Below are 22,011 nucleotides of genomic sequence, written 5' to 3' on the forward strand. Positions count from 1 at the left end.
CCCCTCGAGCGCACCAGCCAGCCGGACAGGGACCTCTCGACGATCCACCGGCGCGGCAGAACCTGGCCAGCACAGTTGGATAGTGCCAATAACCATGGCCATGTTCCAACTAACGTGTCACGGCTCACGAACTCGGGCTCGCGCAGATTGAACTGGCGACCGCGCGGGCCTCAGCCAGGCGAAGATCTCTCGCATCGAGGGCTCCGACACCGTCCCCCCACTGCCCCTCCTCGCCAGGCTGGCCGAGGCCCTGGACACCACTCTCAACGCCCTCGACAACGACGACACCCAGGTGAGCTTCTCCGGATACCGCACCGACGCTGCATGAGAGCCCATCAAGCACTCCGCGCTTCGGTGGTGTGACGGGGACTATCAATGTGCGGTCGGCCTGGGCGAGGTGTCAGTGCATGAAGGGGCGCGTCAGTGAGCGGTCACGTCGGCGCGCAACGCCTGCTCGATCCAGCGGTAGGCCGCCGTCTGAGGCCATGGCTGCTCCATGCCCCGGACGATCGCCACCAGCTCCCACAGCCGCTCCGACCGTGGATCATGCTCGTCGAACCCGCGCAGCATCTCCTCACCGCTCTGCCCGGCTAGTTCCAGGACGCGTTCGAGCACGGGAGCGGCCTCGGGGGAGTCAGGGGCGATGCCTGCGGTGAGCGCGGCGCCGACCTCATCGAGCAGCGCGGCCGAGGTCCGCCGCCAGGCGTCGAGGTCCTCGCGCGGCCGCGCCCAGAAGTCCTCGCTCATCGTGCGCAGGCTTTCCTGGAAGTCAGGGTCGGCCAGCAGGCCGGCGAGCTCCAGCCAGGCGTCGAGTTGCGCGCTGGTGGGTTCTTCGGGGAGGTCGGGCAGCATGGCGTCGCGCATGCAGGCCAGCCACTCGCGGCGGGCCGCGACGTCGCCGCCGACCTCGTCGATGAACGCGTCGAGCAGCCCGGCCATCTCGGCCTTGCCCACCCGCCCGAGCGCGTGCAGCCTGCGCAGGTCCTCTTCGGCGGGGTCGTCGTTGTCCAAGGTGGCGCGCAGGACCGCCCTGGTCCGCTGGAGCGCGGAGATCTGGGTCTCGACCACCTTCAGGTGCAGGGCCAGGACATCCTTGAGGCGGCGGCGTCCCAGCGAGCGGATCGTCGCCAGGTCGAGGCCGATCTCGCGCAGTGTGCGTACGAGCTCCAAGTGGGCCCGGTGCTCCTCGGTGTAGCGACGGTAGCCGGACGGGGTGCGGTCGGGAGCGGGCAGGACGCCCTCGTCCGAGTAGAAGCGGATCGTCTTGACCGGCAGCCCGGTGAGCGCGGCCAGCTGGCCGATCGAATAATGCACTTGAGTCTCCAGTTACGGGAGACTTTAGCGTACCGCGCATGGCAAAGAACAAGATCGCCAGGGCTGTCACGCTGCACCTGGCCGCCGGCGAGGCGAACCCGGCGAACGTCGGCAAGGACCTCGGCCCGCTCGGCATCAACCTCATGGAGTTCTGCAAGCAGTACAACGCGCTCAGTGCCGCCCTGCGCGGGCACGTGGTCCCCGCTGTGGTGACCGTCTTCGAGGACCGGTCCTTCGAGGTCCGGGTCAAGCAGCCGACGACGGCGTCGCTCATCCGCAGGGTGGCGGGGCTGAACGGTGGCAGTCCGCGGCCGGGGCACCAGAGCGGCGGTGTCGTGACCATGGCGCAACTCAAAGAGGTGGCGGCGGCCAAGCTGGCCGACCTCAACACCACGGATCTGGACCAGGCTGTCAAGATCATCGCCGGTACTGCCCGGTCTATGGGGCTGACGGTCAAAGAGTAATCAGTCGCATGCGCTGCGTGACGTTGGGTAGTAGGTCCGGCATGATGATCAATCCGTACGCAGGATCGCCTTTCAGTTACGTCGCCGAGCCGGCCGCGGCGCCGTACTCGATCGTCGAGCTGATGCCCGGGGCCCGCAACCTGGTGGAGTACGTGGGGTTGCGGGCCGGCGAGCGGGTGCTGCTGCTCATGGAGCACACCGTCGACCCGGTCGTCGTCCAGGCGATCGCCGCGGCGGCCGCCTACCGGGATGCCGACGTGCGGATCCTGTCGGTGGCGCCGTTCAGCCCTGGGGGATGGGACCGGGAGGCGCCGCTGGAGATCGAGGCGGCCGCGTTCCGGGAGTCCGACGTCGTGATCAGCGGGACGTGGTGGGGCGAGGTGCACACGGCGCCGCTCTTCTTCGACCAGATCGCGTCCCGCTCCGCCCGGTTCCTGTCCCTGCATATGACCGCGACGGCCGGAGCACTGCTCACCGGAGGGCGGCTTCCCACCGAGGTCTTCTACGCGCTGCTGGGCCGCGCGCTGCGGCAGTTGTCGGGAGCCCGGTCGATCCGGGTGATCTCCGAACGGGGAACCGACGTGACGTTCTCCGGGCTGACGTTCGAGTCCAATCCGGGTGGCGCGTTGCGGCCCGGTGACTGGCGGCCCTTCCCGTACGGGGGCGCCAACTTCTGGCCGACCGACACCGAGGGCGTCCTCGTCATCGAAGACTGCACGGTCACCGGCGTGCCGGAGGAACCCGTCCGGGTCACCCTGGAGGGCAACCTGGTCCGGAAGATCGAGGGCGGGGCGGCCGCCGAGCAGCTGCGGCGGTACGCGCCCGGCGGCTACTACATGCGGCACGCCCTGTTCGGGCTCAACCCGAAGGTCCGGGTGTCCGGAGGGACGCAGTTCGAGCGGGAGAAGCACGCAGGGGCCTTCTACTGCGGCCTCGATGGGCTGACGGACGGGGTGCCGGTCACGACGGGACCCGGGTTCGCGCATTGCGACTGCCAGGTCGACCGGCCCACCGTGCTGGTGGACGATGAGGTGTTCGTCGAGCGCGGGCGGCTGCTGATGCTCGATGAGCCGGAGATCCGCGAGGTCGCCGCCGCGTTCGGGCCACCGGAGGTGATCCTCGACGACAACCCCGTCATGATCCTGCCCCGCCGCTACACCGGCGCGCCCAAGAGCGTCAGCGGTGTGGGCCGCAGCTCCCCCTGATGATCAGCTCGGTCGGCAGGACCACGCTGCGCGGTTTCCTGCTTGCGGCGCGCAGCACCAGCTCCGCCGCCCGATAGCCCATGTCCCGTCCTGGCTGGGCGATCACCGTCAGCGGCGGGGCGCACAGCTCGGCCCAGGGCACGTCGTCGTACATCACCAGGGACACGTCCCGCGGCACCCGCAGGTCCAGCTCTCTGGCCGCCAGCACCGCCGCCTCCCCGAGGACGTTCCCCCCGGCCACCACCGCCGACAGGTCGGGGCGGCTCTGGAGCAGGCCGGAGGCGGCGGCGTAGGCGGAGTCGCGGCTGCCGGTGCCGAACACCACCAGCTCCTCGTCCACCGGCGCCCCCACCGCGTCCCTGAAAGCCGCCGCCCGGCGATCGTGGCCGGGCCCGCCGAGGAAGGCGATGCGCTTGTGGCCCAGGCCTCGCAGGTAGCGGACGGCCGTGCGGATGCCGGCCCGGTCGTCGGCCACCACGGCCGGCACGTCCAGCGGGCGGGCCTGCGCGGCGGCGGACAGGCCGTCCAGGGCCATGAGGTCCGCCAGGGTCGCGGGCCCGAGGTCCTCGTCGGCGGCATGGGAGGGAAGGCGGTCGGCGAAGACGACGGTCATGCCCGCGCGGATCGCCGGGGTCCAGGTCTCGGCGTCGCCTGACGGCACCGCGATCAGGCGGTCCACGCTCTGCTCCAGCAGCATGCCGATCAGCTCGGACTCCTGCTCGGGGTCGCCGCCGGTCGAGCCGAGCACAACCGGCTCGCCGGCCGAGCGGGCGCAGGCGAGCACGCCCTCCGCCAGCTGGCCGTAGAAGGTGTCGGTCAGGTCGGGGACGAGCAGCCCCATGCCGCCGGTACGGCGCTGGCGCAGGTTGCGCCCGAGCGCACTGGGGCGGTAGTCGAGCTGCGCGGCGACGGCCAGGACACGTTCCCTGGTCTGCGGGCTGGCCGAGCCGCCCGACAGCACCCTGGATACGGTCGCGACGCCGACGCCGGCCGCCTCGGCAACATCTTTGATCGTCGCCCGCCTCTCCATGGAAACGATTCCATCATGGTTTTCACTCAAGGGGAAGACTCACGCAGCGACAAAGGCTGGTCACACGGGAACCCTTGACACCGATGTCCTCTTTCGGGTGAGATGCTTGAAAACGTATCCACGGAAGTGGGCACACGGTACAAACATCCGGGCTACCGCCCTGGAGCGCGAAGGAATGTCATGGCATCCATCGTTCTGACGAACGTCGACAAGATCTACGCCGGTGGCGTAAAGGCCGTGAACGGGCTCAACCTTGAGATCAAGGATGGCGAGTTCATGGTGCTGGTCGGTCCGTCCGGTTGCGGTAAGTCGACCGCGCTCCGGATGATCGCGGGCCTCGAGGACATCAGCGGCGGTGAGATCTCCATCGGCGACAAGGTCGTCAACCACCTGCCGCCCAAGGACCGCGACATCGCGATGGTCTTCCAGAACTACGCGCTCTACCCGCACATGACGGTCGAGGAGAACCTCGCCTTCGGCCTCAAGCTCCGCAAGATGCCCAAGCCGGAGATCCAGAAGCGGGTCAACGACGCCGCCAAGATGCTCGGCCTGGAGCAGTACCTCAAGCGCAAGCCGGCCGCCCTGTCCGGTGGTCAGCGCCAGCGTGTCGCCATGGGCCGCGCCATCGTTCGTGAGCCGCAGGCCTTCCTCATGGACGAGCCGCTGTCCAACCTCGACGCCAAGCTCCGCGTCTCCATGCGCGCCTCGCTCAACACGTTGCATGAGCGCCTCGGCGTCACCACTGTCTACGTCACCCACGACCAGGTCGAGGCCATGACCCTGGGCGACCGCGTCTGCGTGCTGCGCGACGGTCTGCTCCAGCAGGTCGACACCCCTCAGAACCTGTTCGACAAGCCGGTCAACCTGTTCGTGGCGGGCTTCATGGGCTCGCCGTCGATGAACTTCGTCACCGCCGAGCTGGTCCGCGACAACGGCGCCGCCGTCACCTTCGCCGACATCAAGCTGTCGATTCCCGAGTCGACCTTCACCGACAAGCCCGGCCTCGACCAGTACATCGGCAAGAAGATCATCCTCGGCATCCGCCCGTCCGACTTCGAGGACGCCACCTCCGCGGGCAACCACGCCAACGGCTGGGCCACGCTGCCGGTCAAGGCGGAGGTCACCGAGGAGCTGGGCTCCGAGATCAACGTCCTGTTCCTGATCGACGCCCCGCCGGTCGAGCACAAGGACACCGTCGCCGCCGCCGACACGGGTGACGACGACGAGGCGGCGCTGCCGCTCGTGGGCGACAAGTCCCTGTGGACGGCCCGCGTCAACGCCCGCAGCCACGTGCGCCCCGGCCAGAACATCGAGCTGGTCGTCGACACGCACAACATGCACTTCTTCGACCCGGCCTCCGGTCTGGCGATCGGCCACGAGGCCAACCGCTGACCGCGAGCCGCAGTTCTCGATCGTGAGCCAAGCTCACGATCGCTGGGCCCCCACCGCGACCCCCTCCCGCGGCGGGGGCCCTTCCATGTCCGCAGGCGGAATCCCGCCAGCGTCCGTTCCTCAACGTCCGAGCTTGCCCGACACGAGGCTCTGCAGGCTGCGCGGCACCAGCCTGCCGACCGCCACGATGGCCTTGTAACGGATGTCCGGCACCGACACCCGCTTGCCCAGCGCCAGATCGCGCAGCGCTTCCCGTACCACGTTGTCGGCCTTCAACCAGAGGAAGCCGGGAATGCCGGAGGTGTCCATGGAGGCCCGCTGGTGGAACTCGGTCCGCACGAACCCGGGGCACAGCGCCATGATCTTGATGCGCGGATTGCCGACCTCGGCTGCGGCGGACTCGCTGAAGTTCACCACCCATGCCTTGGAGGCGCTGTAGGTGCCGCGCGTGAAGAACGCCGCCACGGACGCCACGTTGATCACCGCCCCGCGGTCGCGCTCGCGCATCCCGGGCAGCGCGGCCAGCGTGAGCCGCAGCACGGCCTCGCAGTGCACCTTGAGCATGCGCACCTCGTCGGCGACCGGCACGTCGGGGAAGCTGCCCGGGTGACCGAACCCGGCGTTGTTGATCAGCAGGTCGACGCCGTCGCGCAGGCGGGATTCGACCGCGGCGATCCCGTCGTCGGTGGCGAGGTCGGCGGGCAGCACCTCGACGCTCACGCCGTACCTGAGCTTGAGCTGGCCGGCGGCCTCGGCCAGCCGGCTCTCGTCCCGCGACACCAGGACGAGCGAGTAGGCCTCGGCGGCCAGGCGCCGGGCGAAGGCGGCGCCGAGGCCGGCGGTGGCGCCGGTGATCAATGCGGTGGGCATGCCTGAACCCTAGCGTCCGTGACAGGATGAACGGCGTGCGCCTCGTCCTGGCTGTGCTCCTTTTCGCCGTAGCTGTCACCGCCTGCTCGCCTGAGGCTTCGCCGCCTGCCGGGACGCTCACTCCGCGTGCCGGGACGACGACCGCCGCCCCGCAGGCCCCGCAGAGCCAGGAGACGACCCCGGCCGAGCGGGGCGAGTTGCGGTTCAGGAAGATCGGAGAGTTCGACAAGCCGGTGGCGTTCGCCGTGCGCGAGGGGGATGACCGCCTCTACGTCGCCGAGCAGACAGGCCGGCTGCGGACCTCAGACGGCAAGACGGTGATCGACCTGTCGGGCGAGGTGAGCGGCGGCAACGAGCAGGGCCTGCTGGGCGTCGCGTTCCACCCGTCCGGCCGGTGGGTCTACCTCGACTGGACCGACACCCAGGGCCGCACCCACGTCACCGAGTGGGCCTACGACGGCTCCCAGGCGACGGGCCGGCGCGACGTGCTCACCCAGGACCAGCCCTTCCCCAACCACAACGGCGGCCAGCTCGCCTTCGGCCCCGACGGCCACCTCTACATCGCGCTCGGAGACGGCGGCGGCGCGGGCGACCCCGAGGGCAACGGACAGGACATCGGCACGCTGCTCGGCAAGATCCTGCGCATCGACCCGCGGGCGGGCCGGCCCTACAAGGTGCCCGAGGACAACCCGTTCGTCGGCAAGGACGGCGCGAAGGCCGAGATCTGGGCGTACGGGCTGCGCAACCCGTGGCGGTTCTCCTTCGACCGCGAGACCGGCGACCTGTGGATCGGCGACGTCGGGCAGAACGCGTGGGAGGAGGTCGACTATCAGCCGGCGGGTTCGGAAGGCGGCGAGAACTACGGCTGGAGCCTGCGCGAAGGCGACAAGTCCTTCAAGGGCGGGAAGGAGCGCGAGCTGGTCGACCCGGTGCTCGTCTACCCGCTCAACCAGGACGGCAACTGCTCGGTGATCGCCGGATACGTCTACCGGGGCGAGAAGATCCCGTGGCTGCAGGGCCAATTCCTGTACGGCGACTTCTGTGCCGGATGGATCAAAGCCGCCCCCGTCGACGAGTTGGAGAAGGCGGCCGAGGTCGGAGAGGTGGAGCAACTGTCATCGTTCGGCCAAGGGCACGACGGCGAACTCTACGCGCTCAGCCTCCGGGGCCCTGTCTATCGGATCGAGCCTGCCTGACGCGCTCAATCAAGCTCTCCACCTGGTCGTTCAGCATCGCCCCGCGGGCCCAGCCCGCGTAGTGGGCGAGGAAGACCACCACCTCCCGCAACTCCGTCTCGCTGAGGTCGCCGGCCCGCAGGGCGAGGTCGAGCTGGACGTCCGTCAACTGGTCGAGGCCCTGGCCGACGAGCAGCCCGAGCAGGAGCAGGCGGCGCTCCCTGACCGACAGGACCGTCCTCGACCAGACGTCGGCGAACTGGCGTTCGGCCGACATGCCGAAGGAGTCCACGGTCTCCATGGCGGGTTCTGTCATCCCATGCTCCGATGTCGATACGGATCCTCATATCTTTAGCTACTTCCTGAGTTGAACCAATGGGGGTTGCATGAACGTTGTACGGGTCCGCGAGCCATGGAGCGAGGACCCCACGACGTGCGGCTTTTTGATCTGTAACAAGTAAAGCCAACCTTCGGCCAAGATTTGGTCAAGATTTCTCACCCTGCAAGGGGCTCATTCCGCCTGAAAGCGGGCACAACAACTCCGTTGGTCCGTAAATGCGGAGGTAAGCCCTGGTGAAAAAGACACGGGCTTTGATCGCGCTCCTAGCCGCGATCTTCATGCTGTCGGCGTGCGGGCAGCCGGAATTCACCTATGTCCGGGACCGGACGGGCACCACGTACTTCAAGGTGCCGGCCTCGTTCACGCAGCTCAACGCCAGCGCCATCGAGATGTATCTGTCCGGCGACCATCCCAACTCACAGGCGGCGCAGCTGCGGGCGCAGCGGGTCTGGTCGACGGCCTTCGACCAGTCCACGGAACCGTCGGTCGACCACATCCTGGGCTCGGCGGATCCTTTCGTCTACGCCACCGTGCACCAGCTGACCGAGGAGCAGCGGGACGCGATCTCGCTCAACAGGCTGCGCGACTTCGTCCTGCCGGTCACCGAGCAGGTGCGCGAGGCCTACCTCCAGCAGTCGATCGCGACCGGCCAGCCGCCGACCCTCAACAACTTCGAGCTTCTCAACGACGAGGTCCTGACCCTGGACGCCGGCGCCCGGGGCGTCCGGGTCCGCTTCAACTACCAGATCGGCAACGACGTCCAGACGTTCGACCACACCGCCATTCTCGACGAGAAGGGTTCCACGGTCTCCGTCATGCTCATCGGCTGCCAGTCGCTCTGCTTCAGGAAGCGCGCCGGCGAGTTCGACAAGATCGCGAGTTCTTTCAAGCTGCTCCGGCTGCCTGGATGAGGGAGCACCATTGACCACGACCATTCACCATGAAGGGCTGCGTGCCCCAGGCAGCGGGCCTTCCGATCCCGAATCCGTGACCAGGAAGAAAATGCAGTTCTGGGATCGGAGCAAGTTCCTCATCGTTCTGGTGGCGGCCTACTTCATCCTCACGTGGAAGGTGATGGCCGACTTCGAGGGCGTCGTCACGTTCCCCGAGGCCGCCCGGGCGATCGCGCAGGCGTACCAGTGGATCTTCTGGTTGCTCGGCGCGGAGCTCGTCCGCCAGCTGCACTTCTTCGTCAGTGAGCACTGGTCGGCCTACCACCGGTTCTGGAGCCAGAAGGTCTTCGGCGGCTTCGACCGCTGGACGCATCGCCGATTCGACGACTGGACGAGATACCGGCTCTCGCGGGCACTCAAGATCACGTTCTTCGTCGTGCTGATCGCCTTGGTGCTGGGGGCGGTGCTGGACGTCAGCCCGTTCCAGGCGTTGTTCCAGGTGCCCGCGCTGATCTGGCAGGCGCTGCCGTTCTTCCTGCAGATCGTCTTCCTGTTCTTCTTCGTCATCATCCAGTTCGTGGGCCTGTTCTGGTTCCTGTCCAGGGGCGGCGTCGAGACCTACTTCCCCGACGACATCAAGACCCGCTTCCACGACGTGTGGGGTCAGGACCACGTGGTCGAGCGCGTCCGGGAGAACATCGTCTTCCTGGAGCGGCCCGACGAGATCGAGAATCGCGGCGGGTACGTCCCCAGCGGCCTGCTGCTGTGGGGTCCGCCGGGCACCGGCAAGACCCTCATGGCCGAGGCCGTGGCCGGTGAGACCGGCAAGCCGTACGTGTTCGTGGATCCGGGCGCGTTCACGAACATGTTCATGGGCATCGGCATCCTCAAGGTGAAAAGCCTGTTCAGGAAGCTGCGCAAGCTGGCGCTCCGGTACGGCGGCGTGATCGTCTTCTTCGACGAGGCCGACTCGCTCGGCAAGCGCGGCCGGCTCGCCCAGCAGGGCCCCAACGTGCCGGGCGGCGGCTTCTCCGGCCTGTCCGGGTACGCCGGCTGCCACGGGCTCAACTACCTGTCCGAGGAGACCCGCCAGGTGCTGGCCTTCCGTGCCCGGCGCGAGGACGGGGAGGAGCCTGGCCGGCGTAACCGCTTCATGATGGGCGGCGGCATGATGGGCAGCGGCGATCCCGGCACCCTGCAGGCGCTGCTCACGGAGCTGTCCGGGCTCAAGAAGCCGCGCGGGTTCTTCAACCGCCTGGTCAGGCGGCTGCTCGGCATGCGGCCCAAGCCGCCGCCCAAATACCGCATTCTCGTCATGATGGCCACCAACCGGCCCGACGCGCTCGACGAGGCGCTGCTCCGGCCCGGCCGCATCGACCGCATCTACAAGGTGGGCTACCCGTCCAAGGCCGGGCGGGTGCGCACTTACCAGGGCTACTTCGACAAGGTCGACCACGAGCTCACCGAGCAGCAGATCGACAAGCTGGCCACGATCACCCCGTACGCCACCGGTGCCACGATCAAGGACCTGGTCAACGAGTCGCTGATCACCGCCATCAGGGACGGGCGCGAGATCATCACCTGGTCGGACGTGCTGCGCGCCAAGCGGCTCAAGCAGCTCGGCCCGCCCGAGGATGTGGAGTACATCGAGCGCGAGCGGCACGCCGTGGCCGTGCACGAGGCCTGCCACGCCGTCGTGGCGTACGTGACCCGCTTCCACCTCGAGATCGACATCGCCACCATCGAGAAGGGCGCCGATTACCTGGGCATGGTCGCCTCGATCAAGCCCGAGGACCAGTTCACCCGGTGGAAGTCGGAGCACGAGGCCGACATCATGGTCTCGCTGGCGTCGCTGGCCGGGGAGCGGATGTTCTTCGGCGAGGACAACTCCTCCGGCGTGTCCGGCGACCTGTTCTCCGCGACCTACCTCACCGCGATGATGGAGTCGTACTGGGGCATGGGCTCGGGCGTCACCTCGCTGCCCGCGCTCCAGGAGCTGGAGATCATGGGCGGCAAGGCCGTGCGCAAGCCCCTCCCCGGCGGCGGCTCGATCGGCATCACCGAAAGGGAGCCCAGCAAAAAGGAGCCCGACCTCACCCCCGACGTGCTGGGGGAGCGGATCGAGTTCAACCTGGTGCGGCTGCTGGAGAAGACCGGGGAGCTGCTGCAGGAGCACCGCAGGGACGTGCTCTGCGTGGCACACGCGCTGGAGACGCACAAGACGCTCAACGGCGACGACGTGGTGGCGATCATCCGGCGGGAGCCGGGGCCGCTCATCGACGGCACGATCTACGCTTCCGACGAGCTCTACCAGGAGCTGGAGGAATACCACCGCGACGCGGCCAGGGCGCACAAGGAGCACAGCCGCATCGATCGCGACCTGCCCGGGGCCGTCGAGCGGGAGGCCGAGCCCGTGCCGGTCGCCCTCGGCGGGCACGGCGTCACGGTCATCCCGCCGGCGCCTCCGTCCTCGCCGCCGGTCACGACCATCCAGCCGCCGGTGATGGCGCCGCCGGCCGCGCCCGGCTACCGGATCGCCGGCGACGCCAGCCAGGCCTCCGCCGCCGATCAGGTCGATCGGCCGGAGTTCGTGCCGTGGGCGCCCGAGTCGACCTCGGCGCCCCCACCGGTGCCCGTCATGGTCCAGCCGGCCGCCGCGCCGCCGCCCCCGCGGCGGCGGAGCCCCGGCCGGGTCTGGCTGGTCATCGCCAGCCTGCTCGGGCTCGTGGCGCTGTCCGCCATCGCCGCGCTGGCGGTGACGGGCAACGGCGCGAACGGGGCGGGCTCCTCCCTGGTGGCCTCGCCGGGCCTGCTGTTCCTGCTGTTCGTCGTGATCGTCGCGGTGATCGTGGGCGCCGGCCTCGCACTGGTGGCGATCAAGGGGGTACGCGCGGCGCAGGCCAAGGCCGAACGCGAGCGCGACGAGGCCCACGCCCGGGCCCAGCTCCTGGCCGCGGCCATGGACCCGGACACCGCCATGCGGCTGCTCGGCTACGACGGCAACGGGCGCGACGGCCGTACCTGAGCGTGGCGCACGACCGGCGCGGGCTCAGCGCCGGTCGTGCTCCTCGTGGACCCTGCGCAGCAGCGCCATCAGCTTCTCCTCTTCGCGGATGCGCCTGCGGTATTTCTCCGGCAGCTTCTTGAGCTGCTCCTCCTCGTGGCACAGCTTCCCGAACAGCTCCTCGCGCGGCTGCGGGTCGTGCTCGACCTCCAGGTACGCCTGGGCGTGCCGCCGCGCCGCCGAGACGGCGTTCTGCGCGCGGCCCTTCGCGCTGGTCAGCGAGGCGACCACGGTGATCACCAGCACACCCACGATCACCGACAGGGACAGGCCGGTGCTGATCTCGGTGACCGGCACGGGCTGGCCGTCGTTGATGAATGGCACGTTGTTCTCGTGCAGCGCGTGCAGGACGAGCTTGACCCCGATGAAGCCCAGGATGGCGGCCAGGCCGATGGCGAGGTAGATCAGCCGGTCGAGCAGGTCGTCGAGGAGGAAGTAGAGCTGCCGCAGCCCCAGCAGGGAGAACGCGGTGGCGGTGAAGACGATGTAGATGTTCTGGGTGAGGCCGAAGATGGCCGGGATGGAGTCGAGGGCGAACATGATGTCCGTCCCCCCGATGGCGATCATGACGAGCACCATCGGGGTCATGACCCGCTTGCCGTCCTGGACGGTGAACAGGCGGTCCCCGTCGTAGACCTCGGTGGCCGCGAAGAGCCTGCGGGCCAGGCGGACCATGACGTTGTCGGTGTCGTGGCTCTCCTCGCTCTCAGGCTTGAGCAGGTTTCCGGCCGTGACCAGCAGGATCAGGCCGAACACGTAGAACGCCCAGGCGAAGGTGTTGATCAGCGCCGCGCCGATCAGGATGAACCCGGTCCTGGCCAGCAGCGAGAACACGATGCCGAACAGCAGCGCCTTCTGCTGGTTGGCCCGCGGCACCTTGAAGCTGGACATGATGACGAGGAACACGAAGAGGTTGTCGACCGACAGCGCCTTCTCCGTGATGTAGCCGGCGAAATACTCCGTCCCCGGATCGGGGCCGCCGAAGATCCACACGCCGGCGCCGAACACCAGGGCGATGCCGATGTACAGCGCCGACCAGATCGTGGCCTCGCGCAGCGAGGGGACGTGCGCACGGCGGACGTGGAAGACGAAGTCGAACAGCAGCAGCCCGACGATCCCCGCGATCGTCAGCCACCACACCAGCGGCGAGACGCCCATCAGCCGCGCACCCCGCAAGACAGTACGTGCATGAGCAAAATACCCCTCGATGATCGTACGGTGAGGCGAACCCGATACGTATGACCCGCGCCTTACGGGTTATGCGTGGCTCGTCCGGCCGCCCTCGTGTGCGCCCTGCTCACCGGCTGGCGCCGCAGGACGCCAAGGGGAGCAATCGTGACGGCTTCATGACGGGCGCAGGCGTTTGGCTTGGTAAAACTTGTGCTGATTAACACGGCGTTCACATGTGGGCAAAAACGGGGAAACGGCTGTCCATAAGACTCGGCGTGGCTGGAAGGAACCCTGAAAGGACCGCCGTGAGCTACAAGGCTGAGTACATCTGGATCGACGGCACCGAGCCCACGGCTCTGCTGCGCTCGAAGACCAAGATCCTTGCCGATGGGGCCGAGCCTCCGGTCTGGGGCTTCGACGGCTCCAGCACCAACCAGGCTGAAGGGCACTCGTCGGACCGCGTGCTCCGCCCGGTGTTCGTCTGTCCCGACCCGATCCGCGGCGGGGACAACGTCCTCGTCCTGTCCGAGGTCGAGGAGATCAACGGGGACCCGCACGTCAGCAACACCCGCGCCCTGCTGCGCCCGATCGCCGAGCAGTTCGCCGACCAGGAGTCCTGGTTCGGCATCGAGCAGGAATACACCTTCTTCAAGGGCAGCCGCCCGCTCGGCTTCCCCGAGGGTGGTTTCCCCGCCCCGCAGGGCCCCTACTACTGCGGTGTCGGCGCCGACGCCATCTTCGGCCGCGAGATCGTCGAGCTGCACCTCGACCGCTGCCTCGCCGCCGGCCTGGCGATCTCCGGCATCAACGCCGAGGTCATGCCCGGCCAGTGGGAGTTCCAGGTCGGCCCGGCGAGCCCCGTCGAGGTCTCCGACCACATGTGGATCGCCCGCTACCTGCTCTACAGGACGGCCGAGGAGTTCGGTGTCGAGGCCACCCTCGACCCCAAGCCCGCCCGCGGCGACTGGAACGGCGCCGGCGCGCACACCAACTTCTCCACCAAGGCCATGCGCGAGGGCTACGACGCCATCGTCGCCGCCTGCGAGTCGCTCGGCGAGGGTGACAAGCCGATGGAGCACATCTCGCAGTACGGCTCCGGCGTCGAGTCCCGCCTCACCGGTGCCCACGAGACCGCCCCGTGGAACAAGTACAGCTACGGCGTCTCCAACCGTGGTGCGTCCGTGCGTATCCCGTGGCAGGTCGAGGTCGAGAAGAAGGGCTACATCGAGGACCGTCGCCCGAACGCCAACATGGACCCGTACGTCGTCACCCGCCTGCTGGTGAACACCGTCTGCGCGGCCCTGGAGAAGAAGGGCCTGGTCTGACCTTCCTCGTGAAACGGGGCCCCCGGGCGGGGGCCCCGTTTTCCGTTCACGGGAGGCGGAAGTCGAGGTCGGGAACGATCTCCGCGACATCCATCTGCGCCTTCTGCAGCCGGCCCGAGTGGTCCCAGTTCATGGCCTGCCAGCGGGTGAACTGGTCGAGCACCCACACGCCGGACTGTCGGCTGCCGTTGCCGGACTTGCCGTTGCCGCCGAAGGGCAGGTGCGCCTCCGCTCCTGAGGTGGAGTTGTTGACGCTGACCATGCCGGCCGAGATGCCCTCGCGGAAGCGGAAGGCGTGCTTCGGGTTGGTGGTGTAGATCGAGCTCGACAGGCCGTAGCCGGGCAGGTTGGCCAGCTCGACGGCCTCGTCGAGAGTCGCGAACGTGGTCACGCCCACGATCGGGCCGAACGTCTCCTCCATGAAGAGGCGGTCGCCGGGCTTGACGCCGTCCACGACGACCGGGTGGTAGTAGAGGCCGCCCTCTCCGTCGAAGTCGCCGCGCGGGTTGTCCTTGGTGATTTTTCCGGTATTTCCGGACACGACCCTGTGGTGGGGCTCGATCCAGTTCAGATACTCCTCGTACCGGTCGGCGAACTTCTGGTCCAGCAGCGGACCGGCCAGCACGTCCTGCGCGGGGTCGCCGATCCTGGCCTCACCCACTGCCCGCGCGAACCGCTCCACGAAGGCGTCGTGCACGCTCTCATGCACGATGACCGTGCCTAGGCTGGTGCAGCGCTGGCCGGCGGTGCCGAAGCCGGAGAACAAGGCGCCCTCGACGGCCAGGTCCAGGTCGGCGTCCGGCATGATCACCATCGGGTTCTTGCCGCCCAGCTCCAGGCAGGCCGACTGCAGGTGCCGCCCGGTCAGCTCGCCGATCTTCCTGCCCACCTCGCTGGAGCCGGTGAACCCGACCTTGTTGACGCTGCCCTCCTCCAAGGCCAGCTCCAGGCCGCGGAAGGTCTCCGCGCCGTCGGCGAAGACGACGTTCAGCACGCCGTCGGGCAGCCCGGCCGCCACGAACAGCTGGAACATCGCGTGCGCGGAGGCGGCGGCGTATTCGGCGGGCTTCCAGACGACGGCGTTGCCGCACAGCAGGGCCGGAACCAGATACCACGACGGCACGGCCACGGGGAAGTTGCCCGCGGTGACGACCGCCGCCACACCCACCGGGTTGCGGAAGGTGAAGAGGTTTTTGTCCGGCATCTCCGACGGCACCGTCTGCCCGTAGAGCCTGCGGCCCTCGCCGAGGAAGAAGTCGCACGTGTCCACGATCTCCCGCACCTCGCCGAGCGCCTCGGCGTACGGCTTGCCGATCTCCTCGGTGACCAGCCGGGCCAGCCGCTCGGTGTTGGCCTCGACCAGCCGCCCGATGGAGGCGATCACCCGGCCGCGCACCGGGGCGGGCACCTTGGCCCACTCGCGCTGGGCCTCCTTGGCGGTGCGGCAGGCGGCGGCGAACGTGCCGGCGTCGGCCATGCCGACCTGGGCCACGACCTCGCGCGGCCGGGCGGGGTTGGTCGATTCGTACGTGCTCGTGGCGGCGGCTTCCTTGCCACCCACGAGGGAAACGATTTGTCGGCTCACCGGGGCCCTCCTTATAGGTTCTGCGGACAGACAATCATCCCGCCGCAAGAAACCCAACTTTCAGGCGCTCTCCTGAGCCAGCCTACGCAGCTCCGGGCCATAGGCCGGATCGGCGAGGGCCGCGGCGAACTGGGCCTTGAGGTAGTTGAGCGGCGAGCCCGTGTCCCACCACGTGCCGTCGATGACCTGCCCGTACACCGGGTGGGCGGCGGCGTGGCGGTCCAGCGCGTCGGTGAGGTAGATCTCGCCCTCGGGGTTCTCGTGCCACTTACGCGTGGCGGCCTCCAGCTCCTCCACGACGCCGGGGGTGACGACATAGCCGCCGATGGCGGCGTACCGGGACGGGGCCCGCTCCGGCGACGGCTTCTCCACCAGGCCAGAGATCCGCAACCGGCCGCCGCCCAGGTCCTCCTCGACGACGGGCACGCCGTAGCGGGAGGCGTCCTCGACCGCCATCGGCATCAGGGCCAGGACGGGGGCCTTCGTGGCCTCGTACGCGCTCTTGAGCTGCTTGGCCCGCGGCACCTCGGCCACGAACACGTCGTCGGCCCAGAGCACCATGAACGGCTCGTCGCCGATGACGCGGGCGGCGTTGAGCACGGGCGTGCCGTTGCCGTAGGGGCCGTTCTGGTACAGGTAGGTGATGTGGGCCAGGGACGACAGCTCGGCCACCGCGTCGGCCAGGTCGTCCTTGCCGTCGGCGCGCAGCTGCTGCTCCAGGTCGGCGTCCGGGGCGAAGTGCCGCTGCACCAGGTCCTTGCGGGCCGAGGTGACGATGGTGATCTCGTCGATGCCGGAGTCCACGAGCTCCCGGATGGTGTGCTCGATGACGGGTTTGTCGCCGATCGGCAGCATCTCCTTCGGCATTGCCTTCGTCAGCGGCAGCAGCCGGGTGCCCAGGCCGGCCACCGGGATCACGGCTTTGCGGACCATACGACTCTCCTTGATCGATCGACGGGGAGAGTGCCGACGTTACCTCAGGCACATTCCATGATCACCGCCTGGATCGTGTGCCGGGCGTTGGACGCCATCGCGTGGTTCGTGTGCTGGTAGTAGTCCAGCTGGCCGACCGCCATGGACAGCGCCCAGCCACGGCCCCGCGCCCAGGTGTCGTCGTCCACGTCCAGTCCGGTGCGGAAGGCGTCTCTGGCGTCCGGAGTGAGCAAGTTCCACGCGAGGATCAGGTCGCAGGCCGGGTCGCCCACGCCGGCCGTGGCGAAGTCGATCACGCCGGTGAGCCGGCCGTTCTCGACGAGCAGGTTGCCGGGCATCAGGTCGGAGTGCGTCCACACGGGCGGGCCCGGCCACTCCGGCGTGCGTGCCGCCGCGTCCCAGATCGCCGTCGCCGCCGCCGTGTCGATCAGCCCGTCCAGCTCGCCGATCGCGTGCCGGGTCGCCTTGTCCAGCCGGCTGAGCGGCCCCGCCCGGTATGCTCTCGGCCCGTCCGGCAGATCCACCTGCCGGAAGGCGGCCACGAACGCCGCCAGATCCTTGGCGAGAGGCTCGTCCCCGGTCTCGGGGTTGGCGCCGGGCAGCCATCGGCACACCGACCACGGCCAGGGGAAGCCCTCACCGGGCACGCCCGCGCCGAGCACCTCGGGAATGGCGAGCGGCAGCAGCGGGGCCAGCCGCGGCAGCCACAGATGCTCCTTCTCCACGTCGCCGACGCCCCACTCGGCGAGCGGCAGCCGTACGGACAGGTCGTCGCCGAGGCGGTAGACGGCGTTGACCGTGCCCGGCGAGGGGAAGCGCTCGATCGGCAGGTCCGCCCACTGGGGGAACTGCGCGGCCAGCAACCGGCGCACGAGGGTCTCGTCGGTCTCCACCTCGTCGTCATGCATTTTGCCCATGGACCGCCATACCAGCGTTCCGGCAGGCGGCCCGTCAACTCGATATTCGTCGACCCGGCGGGGCGGGCCGGGGACAGGAACGTGCTTACCAAGAGCGGCTCGAGGTGGGGAAGTCGGCAGAGCTCGCGATGTCCCGCTGGGTGATGACCGCCAGCCGCTCGGCCAGGTCGGCCAGGGCGCGGGCGGCCGCCAGCTCGTCCCCGATCTCGGGCACCGCCGGGTCGGACGGGTTGCGCCTGGCACGGCCGTTGCCCGTGATGACGGTGTCGTCGTCGGTGGTGAGCGCCGCCCGCGCCGCCGTGTCGTCACCGTCCTCGGTCAGCAGGATGCGCACGTTCCATTCTTTTGCTTTCATGGCCACACGCGCTTCCCTTCGACCCTCCGGTTATGCGGTGAAGTCGGCAAAATCGAAGCCCGGCGACACGATGCAGCTCACCAGCACGGGCTCGTCGCCGGCCGGCCGGGCCGACTGCCACACCCCGCCGGGCACGATCGCCTGCGGCGCCTGGCCGACCTCCACGTCCGGCCCCAGGGTGACCATGGCGTCGCCGATCGTCAGGCTGAGCGGGCCGCCGCGGTGCCACAACCACACCTCGTCCGACCTGACCATGTGCGGCACGGACTCCTCGCCCGGGTTGAGCAGGAAGTAGATGCCGGTGGCGCTCGCCCGCGGCCCGGAGTAGCCGTCCGGGTGGAACGTCACGGGCGACCTCCACGTCTCGCGGAACCAGCCGCCTTCCGGGTGGGGGAGGAGGTCGAGGGCGGCGGCGACGGGCGGTCGCTCGACGAACGCGACCGGGGCGCCCGTGACGTCCCTGCGCAGGAACCGGGTGCCGTCGAGGACGACCTGCCCCTCCAGCGGACTGGCCAAGGCCGCGGCCTCGTCGGGCACCTGGACGGACGGGCCGTCGGGATAAATCTTCAACTCCACCTGACGCATTTTAAGTCGGATATTTCTGGGGCCGGGCGGCCGGTTCTGACCTTGCGTCTTTACCCGCGATTCGGCTTTGTGTCCCAATGTGTTCATCGCCTCATGAATGGATACCCCGGGCCATCCGATCAACAACGAGGCGATAACCGATGAAAGCGGATCAACGGCGCAACCTGCTGGACAGTCGCGCCTCCCGGCGTCAGGTGCTCACCTACGCCACGGGCGTGGCCGGGGTCATCGCGCTCGGCTAGGTGCCGAGCGGGGCGACCGACCCCGTGCCCGCTTTATCCGCCAACCCCTTCACGCTGGGCGTCTCCTCCGGCGACCCGCGCCCGGACGGCGTGGTGTTATGGACCAGGCTCGCCACCCAGCCGCTGGCCGACGACGGGATGGGCGGCATGCCGCGGACGCCCGTGCCGGTCCGGTGGGAGATCGCCGAGGACGACGGCATGCGGCGCCTGGTGCACAAGGGGGTCGCCACCGCCCGCCCCGAGCTCGCCCACGCCGTCCACGTCGAGGTGAACGGGCTGCGCCCCGGCCGCGAATACTGGTATCGGTTCACGGTCGGCGACGAGACCAGCCGCGTCGGACGCACCAAGACCGCGCCCGACCCGCGCTGGGCCACCGAAGTCGCCTTCGCGTACGCCTCCTGCCAGCAATGGGAAGCGGGCTTCTACACGGCCTTCCGCGACATGGCCGCACAGGACCTGGACCTGATCGGCCACCTCGGCGACTACATCTACGAGTACGGCATCGGCGCCACCGGCGGCCAGCGCAGGACGTCCCTGTCGGCCGCGCACAACGCGCCCACGATGACGCTCTCGCAGTACCGCCTGCGCTACGCCCTCGTCAACTCCGACCCCGACCTGCAGGCCGCCCGCGCGGTCGCACCCTGGTTCTTCACCCCGGACGATCACGACGTGGAGGACAATTGGGGCAGCGACCTGTCGCCCACCGGCGGTACCCCGGAGAACTTCCTGCGCCGCCGCGCCGCCGCCTTCCGCGCCTACTTCGAGAACCAGCCGCTGCGCCCCTCGACCCTGCCCACGGGCCCGGACATGTCGGTCTACCAGCGCATCGGGTACGGCCGGCTGGCCACGTTCCACGTTCTGGACGAGCGGCAGTTCCGCAGCCCCGCCAACATCACCGCCCGCCTGGACCCCTCCCGCTCCATGCTGGGCGAGCAGCAGGCGGCGTGGCTGCTCGACGGCCTGGGCCGCTCCCGCAGCAGCTGGAACATCCTGGCGAACCAGGTGATGATGTTCCAGCTCGACCGGCTCACCGACCCCGGGCTCCAGCAGCTCAACCCCGACACCTGGGACGGCTACACCGCCGAGCGCGACCGCCTCTGGGCCGGCATCGCCGAGCGCGAGGTCGCCAACCCGGTCGTCATAACCGGCGACGCCCACGTCAACTGCGCCGCCGAGCTCAAACGCGACTTCGCCGACCCGGACTCGCCGGCGGTCGGCGTCGAGTTCCTCGGCACCTCGATCACCTCCGGCGGCAACGGCGCCGACATGACCACCGGCGGAACCGAGTGGCTCGCCGCCAACCCGCACCTGAAGTTCTTCAACAACCAGCGCGGCTACGTCCGCTGCCGCGTCGCCAAGGACACCATGCGGGCCGACTACGTGGTCGTGGACAAGGTCACCACGCCCGACGGCACCGCGTCGGTACGCAAGTCGTTCGTCGTCGAGTCGGGCCGGCCGGCCCTCCAGGACGTGTGAGATCATGAGGAAATCGTTCTTCGCCGCCGCCGTGCTCGCCGTGCTCGCCGTGATCCCCTTGGGCGCCGTGCCCGCGGCCGGCTCGACCATGGACCCCGAGCTGCCCAGGACGCCGGCCGGCCAGGTGCTCGTCGTGCACGCCAACCTGCAGGACTCGGTCCGTCCGGCTGACGCCGGCGACACCACCGATCTGGAGAACTTCGCCGCCCGCCTGGCCACCAAGGTCCCGGCCGCCCCCGACGCGCTCGTGCTCAACGAGATCCTCGGCCCGGGGGCCCGCCGCCTGGCCACCAGCCTCAGCAAGGCCACCGGGTACAGGTACCGGGTGGAGGTCGCGGGCGAGCGGTCCGCGTTCCAGGCCGACGGCTCCGTCCGCGAGAGCGCCGTCATCCTCAACACCGACACCATGACCGTCGCCAGGCCCGGCGGCTTCGAACGCGTGCAGGACGAGGACCAGGCGCACGTGGGCGCCGCCAGGCGCGACGGCACGCTGCGGGTGCCGCTGCTGGCCGTGCACCCCGGCGGTGACCCGGCCCCCGCCGCCGCCACCTTCGCCGCGCTGGCCGACGCCAGGTTCCCGGACCCGTCGGGGGTGACGGTGATCGGCGGAGACTTCCGGGCCGGCCGCTGCGCCGTGCCGAGCGAGGACCAGGCCGTGGGTTGCGCGCCGCAGGCGTTCTGGGCGGATCTGACGGGTGCCAAGGCGTACAGCGACGCGTTGTTCGACAAGGCCGACGCGCAGAGCAGGAACCACAGCGGGTACGTGTTCGCCCGCGGCCAGGTGCTCGCCGCCGGCCTCGACACCGCCTACGACGCCGACCTGCCGGACCGGGCCTCCTGCAAGCCGCACTTCGACGCGGGACGGCCGCGCTCGGCGCCGGGCGCGTGCCGCGGCGTCTACTACGCCGACGCGCCGTTCGGCTGGGCGCTGCTCGGTGCCGGGCAGCCGGTCCAGCAGTCGGTCGCGCCGAGCAGGATCGTGCTCGACCACTGCGAGCTGGCCGTACGCCAGGCCGAGGTGGCGGCCAGGATCGTCAACAACACCGGCGACGCCCTGTCCAGGCCCGTCACGGTGACGGCCGCCGCCCCGCTCACCGCCACCCCCGCCACGACCTCCCTCGACGTCCCCGCCGGCCAGGGCGCGCTCGCCATCGTCAAGATCACCGCGCCCCGGGAGACGCCGCCCGGCGAGCACCGCGTGACCGTACAGGTCGGCGACCAGACCACCGAGCTCCCGGTCACCGTCACGCAGACGTGCGTGGAGCCCAAGGTGTACGCCAGCAGCTTCCACGCCGGCTTCGGGCCCGAGCGGGCGGTCGACGGGGACATCGCCACCTTCTGGCACTCGGAGTATTCGCCGCCCACTCCGCTGCCGCAGTCGATCACGCTCAGCCTGGGCGAGGTCAAGCGCGTCGGCAAGGTCGATTACCAGCCTCGCTTCGACGGCAACCTCAACGGCACGCTCTTGGACTACAAGGTGTACGTCAGCGCCGACGGCCAGAGCTTCACCGAGGTCACGGCCGGCACGTGGGCGGGCGACGCCCGGCTCAAGACGGCCACGTTCACGCCGGTGGACGCCCGCTACGTGCGCCTCGAGGGGCACCGGGCGCTCGGCGGCTCCTACCTGTCCGCCGCGGAGGTCACGGTCGGTTGACGGCGGCCGGGGGATCTCCACG

The 22,011-nt window shown here is 69.4% G+C and carries 19 protein-coding genes and 1 pseudogene; 10 read left to right on the top strand and 10 right to left on the bottom strand.

Annotation, left to right across the window (positions count from 1 at the left end; translation table 11 throughout):
* Nucleotides 1–166: 166 nt before the first annotated feature.
* Nucleotides 167–328: pseudogene (locus Q9G87_RS60910) on the top strand (helix-turn-helix domain-containing protein); the annotation flags it as partial.
* A gap of 92 nt (nucleotides 329–420) precedes the next feature.
* Here the strand turns inward: Q9G87_RS60910 and Q9G87_RS39795 are convergent.
* The gene (locus tag Q9G87_RS39795; protein WP_305921763.1) at nucleotides 421–1,314 is read right to left on the bottom strand and encodes a MerR family transcriptional regulator; all 894 of its coding nucleotides are present in this window, start codon (nucleotides 1,312–1,314) and stop codon (nucleotides 421–423) included.
* Nucleotides 1,315–1,352: 38 nt separating this feature from the next.
* On the opposite strand from Q9G87_RS39795, the gene rplK reads away from it, so the two are divergent.
* Together rplK and Q9G87_RS39805 are read left to right on the top strand one after the other, a co-directional pair.
* Nucleotides 1,353–1,778, top strand: a complete 426-nt coding sequence (rplK, locus tag Q9G87_RS39800) for a 50S ribosomal protein L11 (protein ID WP_305921764.1) — start codon at nucleotides 1,353–1,355, stop codon at nucleotides 1,776–1,778.
* Nucleotides 1,779–1,819: 41 nt separating this feature from the next.
* Entirely contained in the window at nucleotides 1,820–2,983 is a 1,164-nt protein-coding gene (locus Q9G87_RS39805) for a hypothetical protein (RefSeq protein WP_305921765.1), read from the top strand.
* Here the strand turns inward: Q9G87_RS39805 and Q9G87_RS39810 are convergent.
* The gene (locus tag Q9G87_RS39810) at nucleotides 2,955–4,013 is read right to left on the bottom strand and encodes a LacI family DNA-binding transcriptional regulator (protein ID WP_305921766.1); all 1,059 of its coding nucleotides are present in this window, start codon (nucleotides 4,011–4,013) and stop codon (nucleotides 2,955–2,957) included. The genes Q9G87_RS39805 and Q9G87_RS39810 overlap by 29 nt on opposite strands.
* A 180-nt stretch (nucleotides 4,014–4,193) precedes the next feature.
* On the opposite strand from Q9G87_RS39810, the gene Q9G87_RS39815 reads away from it, so the two are divergent.
* Nucleotides 4,194–5,405 (top strand): ABC transporter ATP-binding protein, encoded by a 1,212-nt coding sequence (locus Q9G87_RS39815; protein WP_305921767.1) that lies wholly within the window; start codon nucleotides 4,194–4,196, stop codon nucleotides 5,403–5,405.
* Nucleotides 5,406–5,525: 120 nt separating this feature from the next.
* On the opposite strand, the gene Q9G87_RS39820 is transcribed toward Q9G87_RS39815, so the two are convergent.
* Nucleotides 5,526–6,275, bottom strand: coding sequence for an SDR family NAD(P)-dependent oxidoreductase (locus Q9G87_RS39820; RefSeq protein ID WP_305921768.1), 750 nt, complete (start codon nucleotides 6,273–6,275; stop codon nucleotides 5,526–5,528).
* A gap of 26 nt (nucleotides 6,276–6,301) precedes the next feature.
* Here Q9G87_RS39820 and Q9G87_RS39825 point away from each other — a divergent pair, with 26 nt between their 5' ends.
* On the top strand, nucleotides 6,302–7,471 hold the full coding sequence (locus Q9G87_RS39825) for a PQQ-dependent sugar dehydrogenase (RefSeq protein WP_305921769.1): 1,170 nt from the start codon (nucleotides 6,302–6,304) through the stop codon (nucleotides 7,469–7,471).
* Here the strand turns inward: Q9G87_RS39825 and Q9G87_RS39830 are convergent.
* Nucleotides 7,431–7,766 carry a carboxymuconolactone decarboxylase family protein gene (locus Q9G87_RS39830; RefSeq protein WP_305921770.1) on the bottom strand — a complete coding sequence of 112 codons (336 nt, stop codon included), beginning with the start codon at nucleotides 7,764–7,766 and terminating at the stop codon, nucleotides 7,431–7,433. The two genes, Q9G87_RS39825 and Q9G87_RS39830, sit on opposite strands and share 41 nt — an antisense overlap.
* Before the next feature lie 257 nt (nucleotides 7,767–8,023).
* Here Q9G87_RS39830 and Q9G87_RS39835 point away from each other — a divergent pair, with 257 nt between their 5' ends.
* The gene (locus Q9G87_RS39835; RefSeq protein ID WP_305921771.1) at nucleotides 8,024–8,701 is read left to right on the top strand and encodes a hypothetical protein; all 678 of its coding nucleotides are present in this window, start codon (nucleotides 8,024–8,026) and stop codon (nucleotides 8,699–8,701) included.
* Nucleotides 8,702–8,711: 10 nt separating this feature from the next.
* A complete protein-coding gene (locus Q9G87_RS39840; protein ID WP_305921772.1) occupies nucleotides 8,712–11,708 on the top strand; it encodes an AAA family ATPase in 2,997 nt (998 codons plus the stop codon).
* Nucleotides 11,709–11,732: 24 nt separating this feature from the next.
* Here Q9G87_RS39840 and Q9G87_RS39845 read toward each other — a convergent pair whose 3' ends face one another.
* Complete coding sequence (locus Q9G87_RS39845) at nucleotides 11,733–12,905, bottom strand: TerC family protein (RefSeq protein WP_305921773.1); 1,173 nt, start codon at nucleotides 12,903–12,905, stop codon at nucleotides 11,733–11,735.
* Nucleotides 12,906–13,222: 317 nt separating this feature from the next.
* Between Q9G87_RS39845 and glnII the strand changes: the two genes are divergently transcribed.
* On the top strand, nucleotides 13,223–14,242 hold the full coding sequence (gene glnII, locus Q9G87_RS39850) for a glutamine synthetase (protein WP_305921774.1): 1,020 nt from the start codon (nucleotides 13,223–13,225) through the stop codon (nucleotides 14,240–14,242).
* Nucleotides 14,243–14,288: 46 nt separating this feature from the next.
* Here glnII and Q9G87_RS39855 read toward each other — a convergent pair whose 3' ends face one another.
* From Q9G87_RS39855 to Q9G87_RS39875, 5 genes are all read right to left on the bottom strand, one after another.
* The gene (locus Q9G87_RS39855; RefSeq protein WP_305921775.1) at nucleotides 14,289–15,827 is read right to left on the bottom strand and encodes an aldehyde dehydrogenase family protein; all 1,539 of its coding nucleotides are present in this window, start codon (nucleotides 15,825–15,827) and stop codon (nucleotides 14,289–14,291) included.
* A gap of 60 nt (nucleotides 15,828–15,887) precedes the next feature.
* Nucleotides 15,888–16,760 (bottom strand): UTP--glucose-1-phosphate uridylyltransferase, encoded by an 873-nt coding sequence (locus Q9G87_RS39860; RefSeq protein WP_305921776.1) that lies wholly within the window; start codon nucleotides 16,758–16,760, stop codon nucleotides 15,888–15,890.
* 44 nt (nucleotides 16,761–16,804) lie between these two features.
* Nucleotides 16,805–17,668: an aminoglycoside phosphotransferase family protein gene (locus Q9G87_RS39865; RefSeq protein ID WP_305921777.1), complete on the bottom strand. Its 864-nt coding sequence runs from the start codon at nucleotides 17,666–17,668 to the stop codon at nucleotides 16,805–16,807.
* Between the two features lie 94 nt (nucleotides 17,669–17,762).
* Nucleotides 17,763–18,032: a dsRBD fold-containing protein gene (locus Q9G87_RS39870; RefSeq protein WP_305921778.1), complete on the bottom strand. Its 270-nt coding sequence runs from the start codon at nucleotides 18,030–18,032 to the stop codon at nucleotides 17,763–17,765.
* Nucleotides 18,033–18,062: 30 nt separating this feature from the next.
* Nucleotides 18,063–18,608 carry a cupin domain-containing protein gene (locus Q9G87_RS39875; RefSeq protein WP_305921779.1) on the bottom strand — a complete coding sequence of 182 codons (546 nt, stop codon included), beginning with the start codon at nucleotides 18,606–18,608 and terminating at the stop codon, nucleotides 18,063–18,065.
* A gap of 251 nt (nucleotides 18,609–18,859) precedes the next feature.
* On the opposite strand from Q9G87_RS39875, the gene Q9G87_RS39880 reads away from it, so the two are divergent.
* Together Q9G87_RS39880 and Q9G87_RS39885 are read left to right on the top strand one after the other, a co-directional pair.
* Nucleotides 18,860–20,335, top strand: a complete 1,476-nt coding sequence (locus Q9G87_RS39880; protein ID WP_305921780.1) for an alkaline phosphatase D family protein — start codon at nucleotides 18,860–18,862, stop codon at nucleotides 20,333–20,335.
* Between the two features lie 4 nt (nucleotides 20,336–20,339).
* Nucleotides 20,340–21,989 (top strand): discoidin domain-containing protein, encoded by a 1,650-nt coding sequence (locus Q9G87_RS39885; protein WP_305921781.1) that lies wholly within the window; start codon nucleotides 20,340–20,342, stop codon nucleotides 21,987–21,989.
* Nucleotides 21,990–22,011: the final 22 nt, after the last annotated feature.

The sequence above is a fragment of the Nonomuraea turcica genome, assembly GCF_030718205.1.
Taxonomy (GTDB): Bacteria; Actinomycetota; Actinomycetes; order Streptosporangiales; family Streptosporangiaceae; genus Nonomuraea.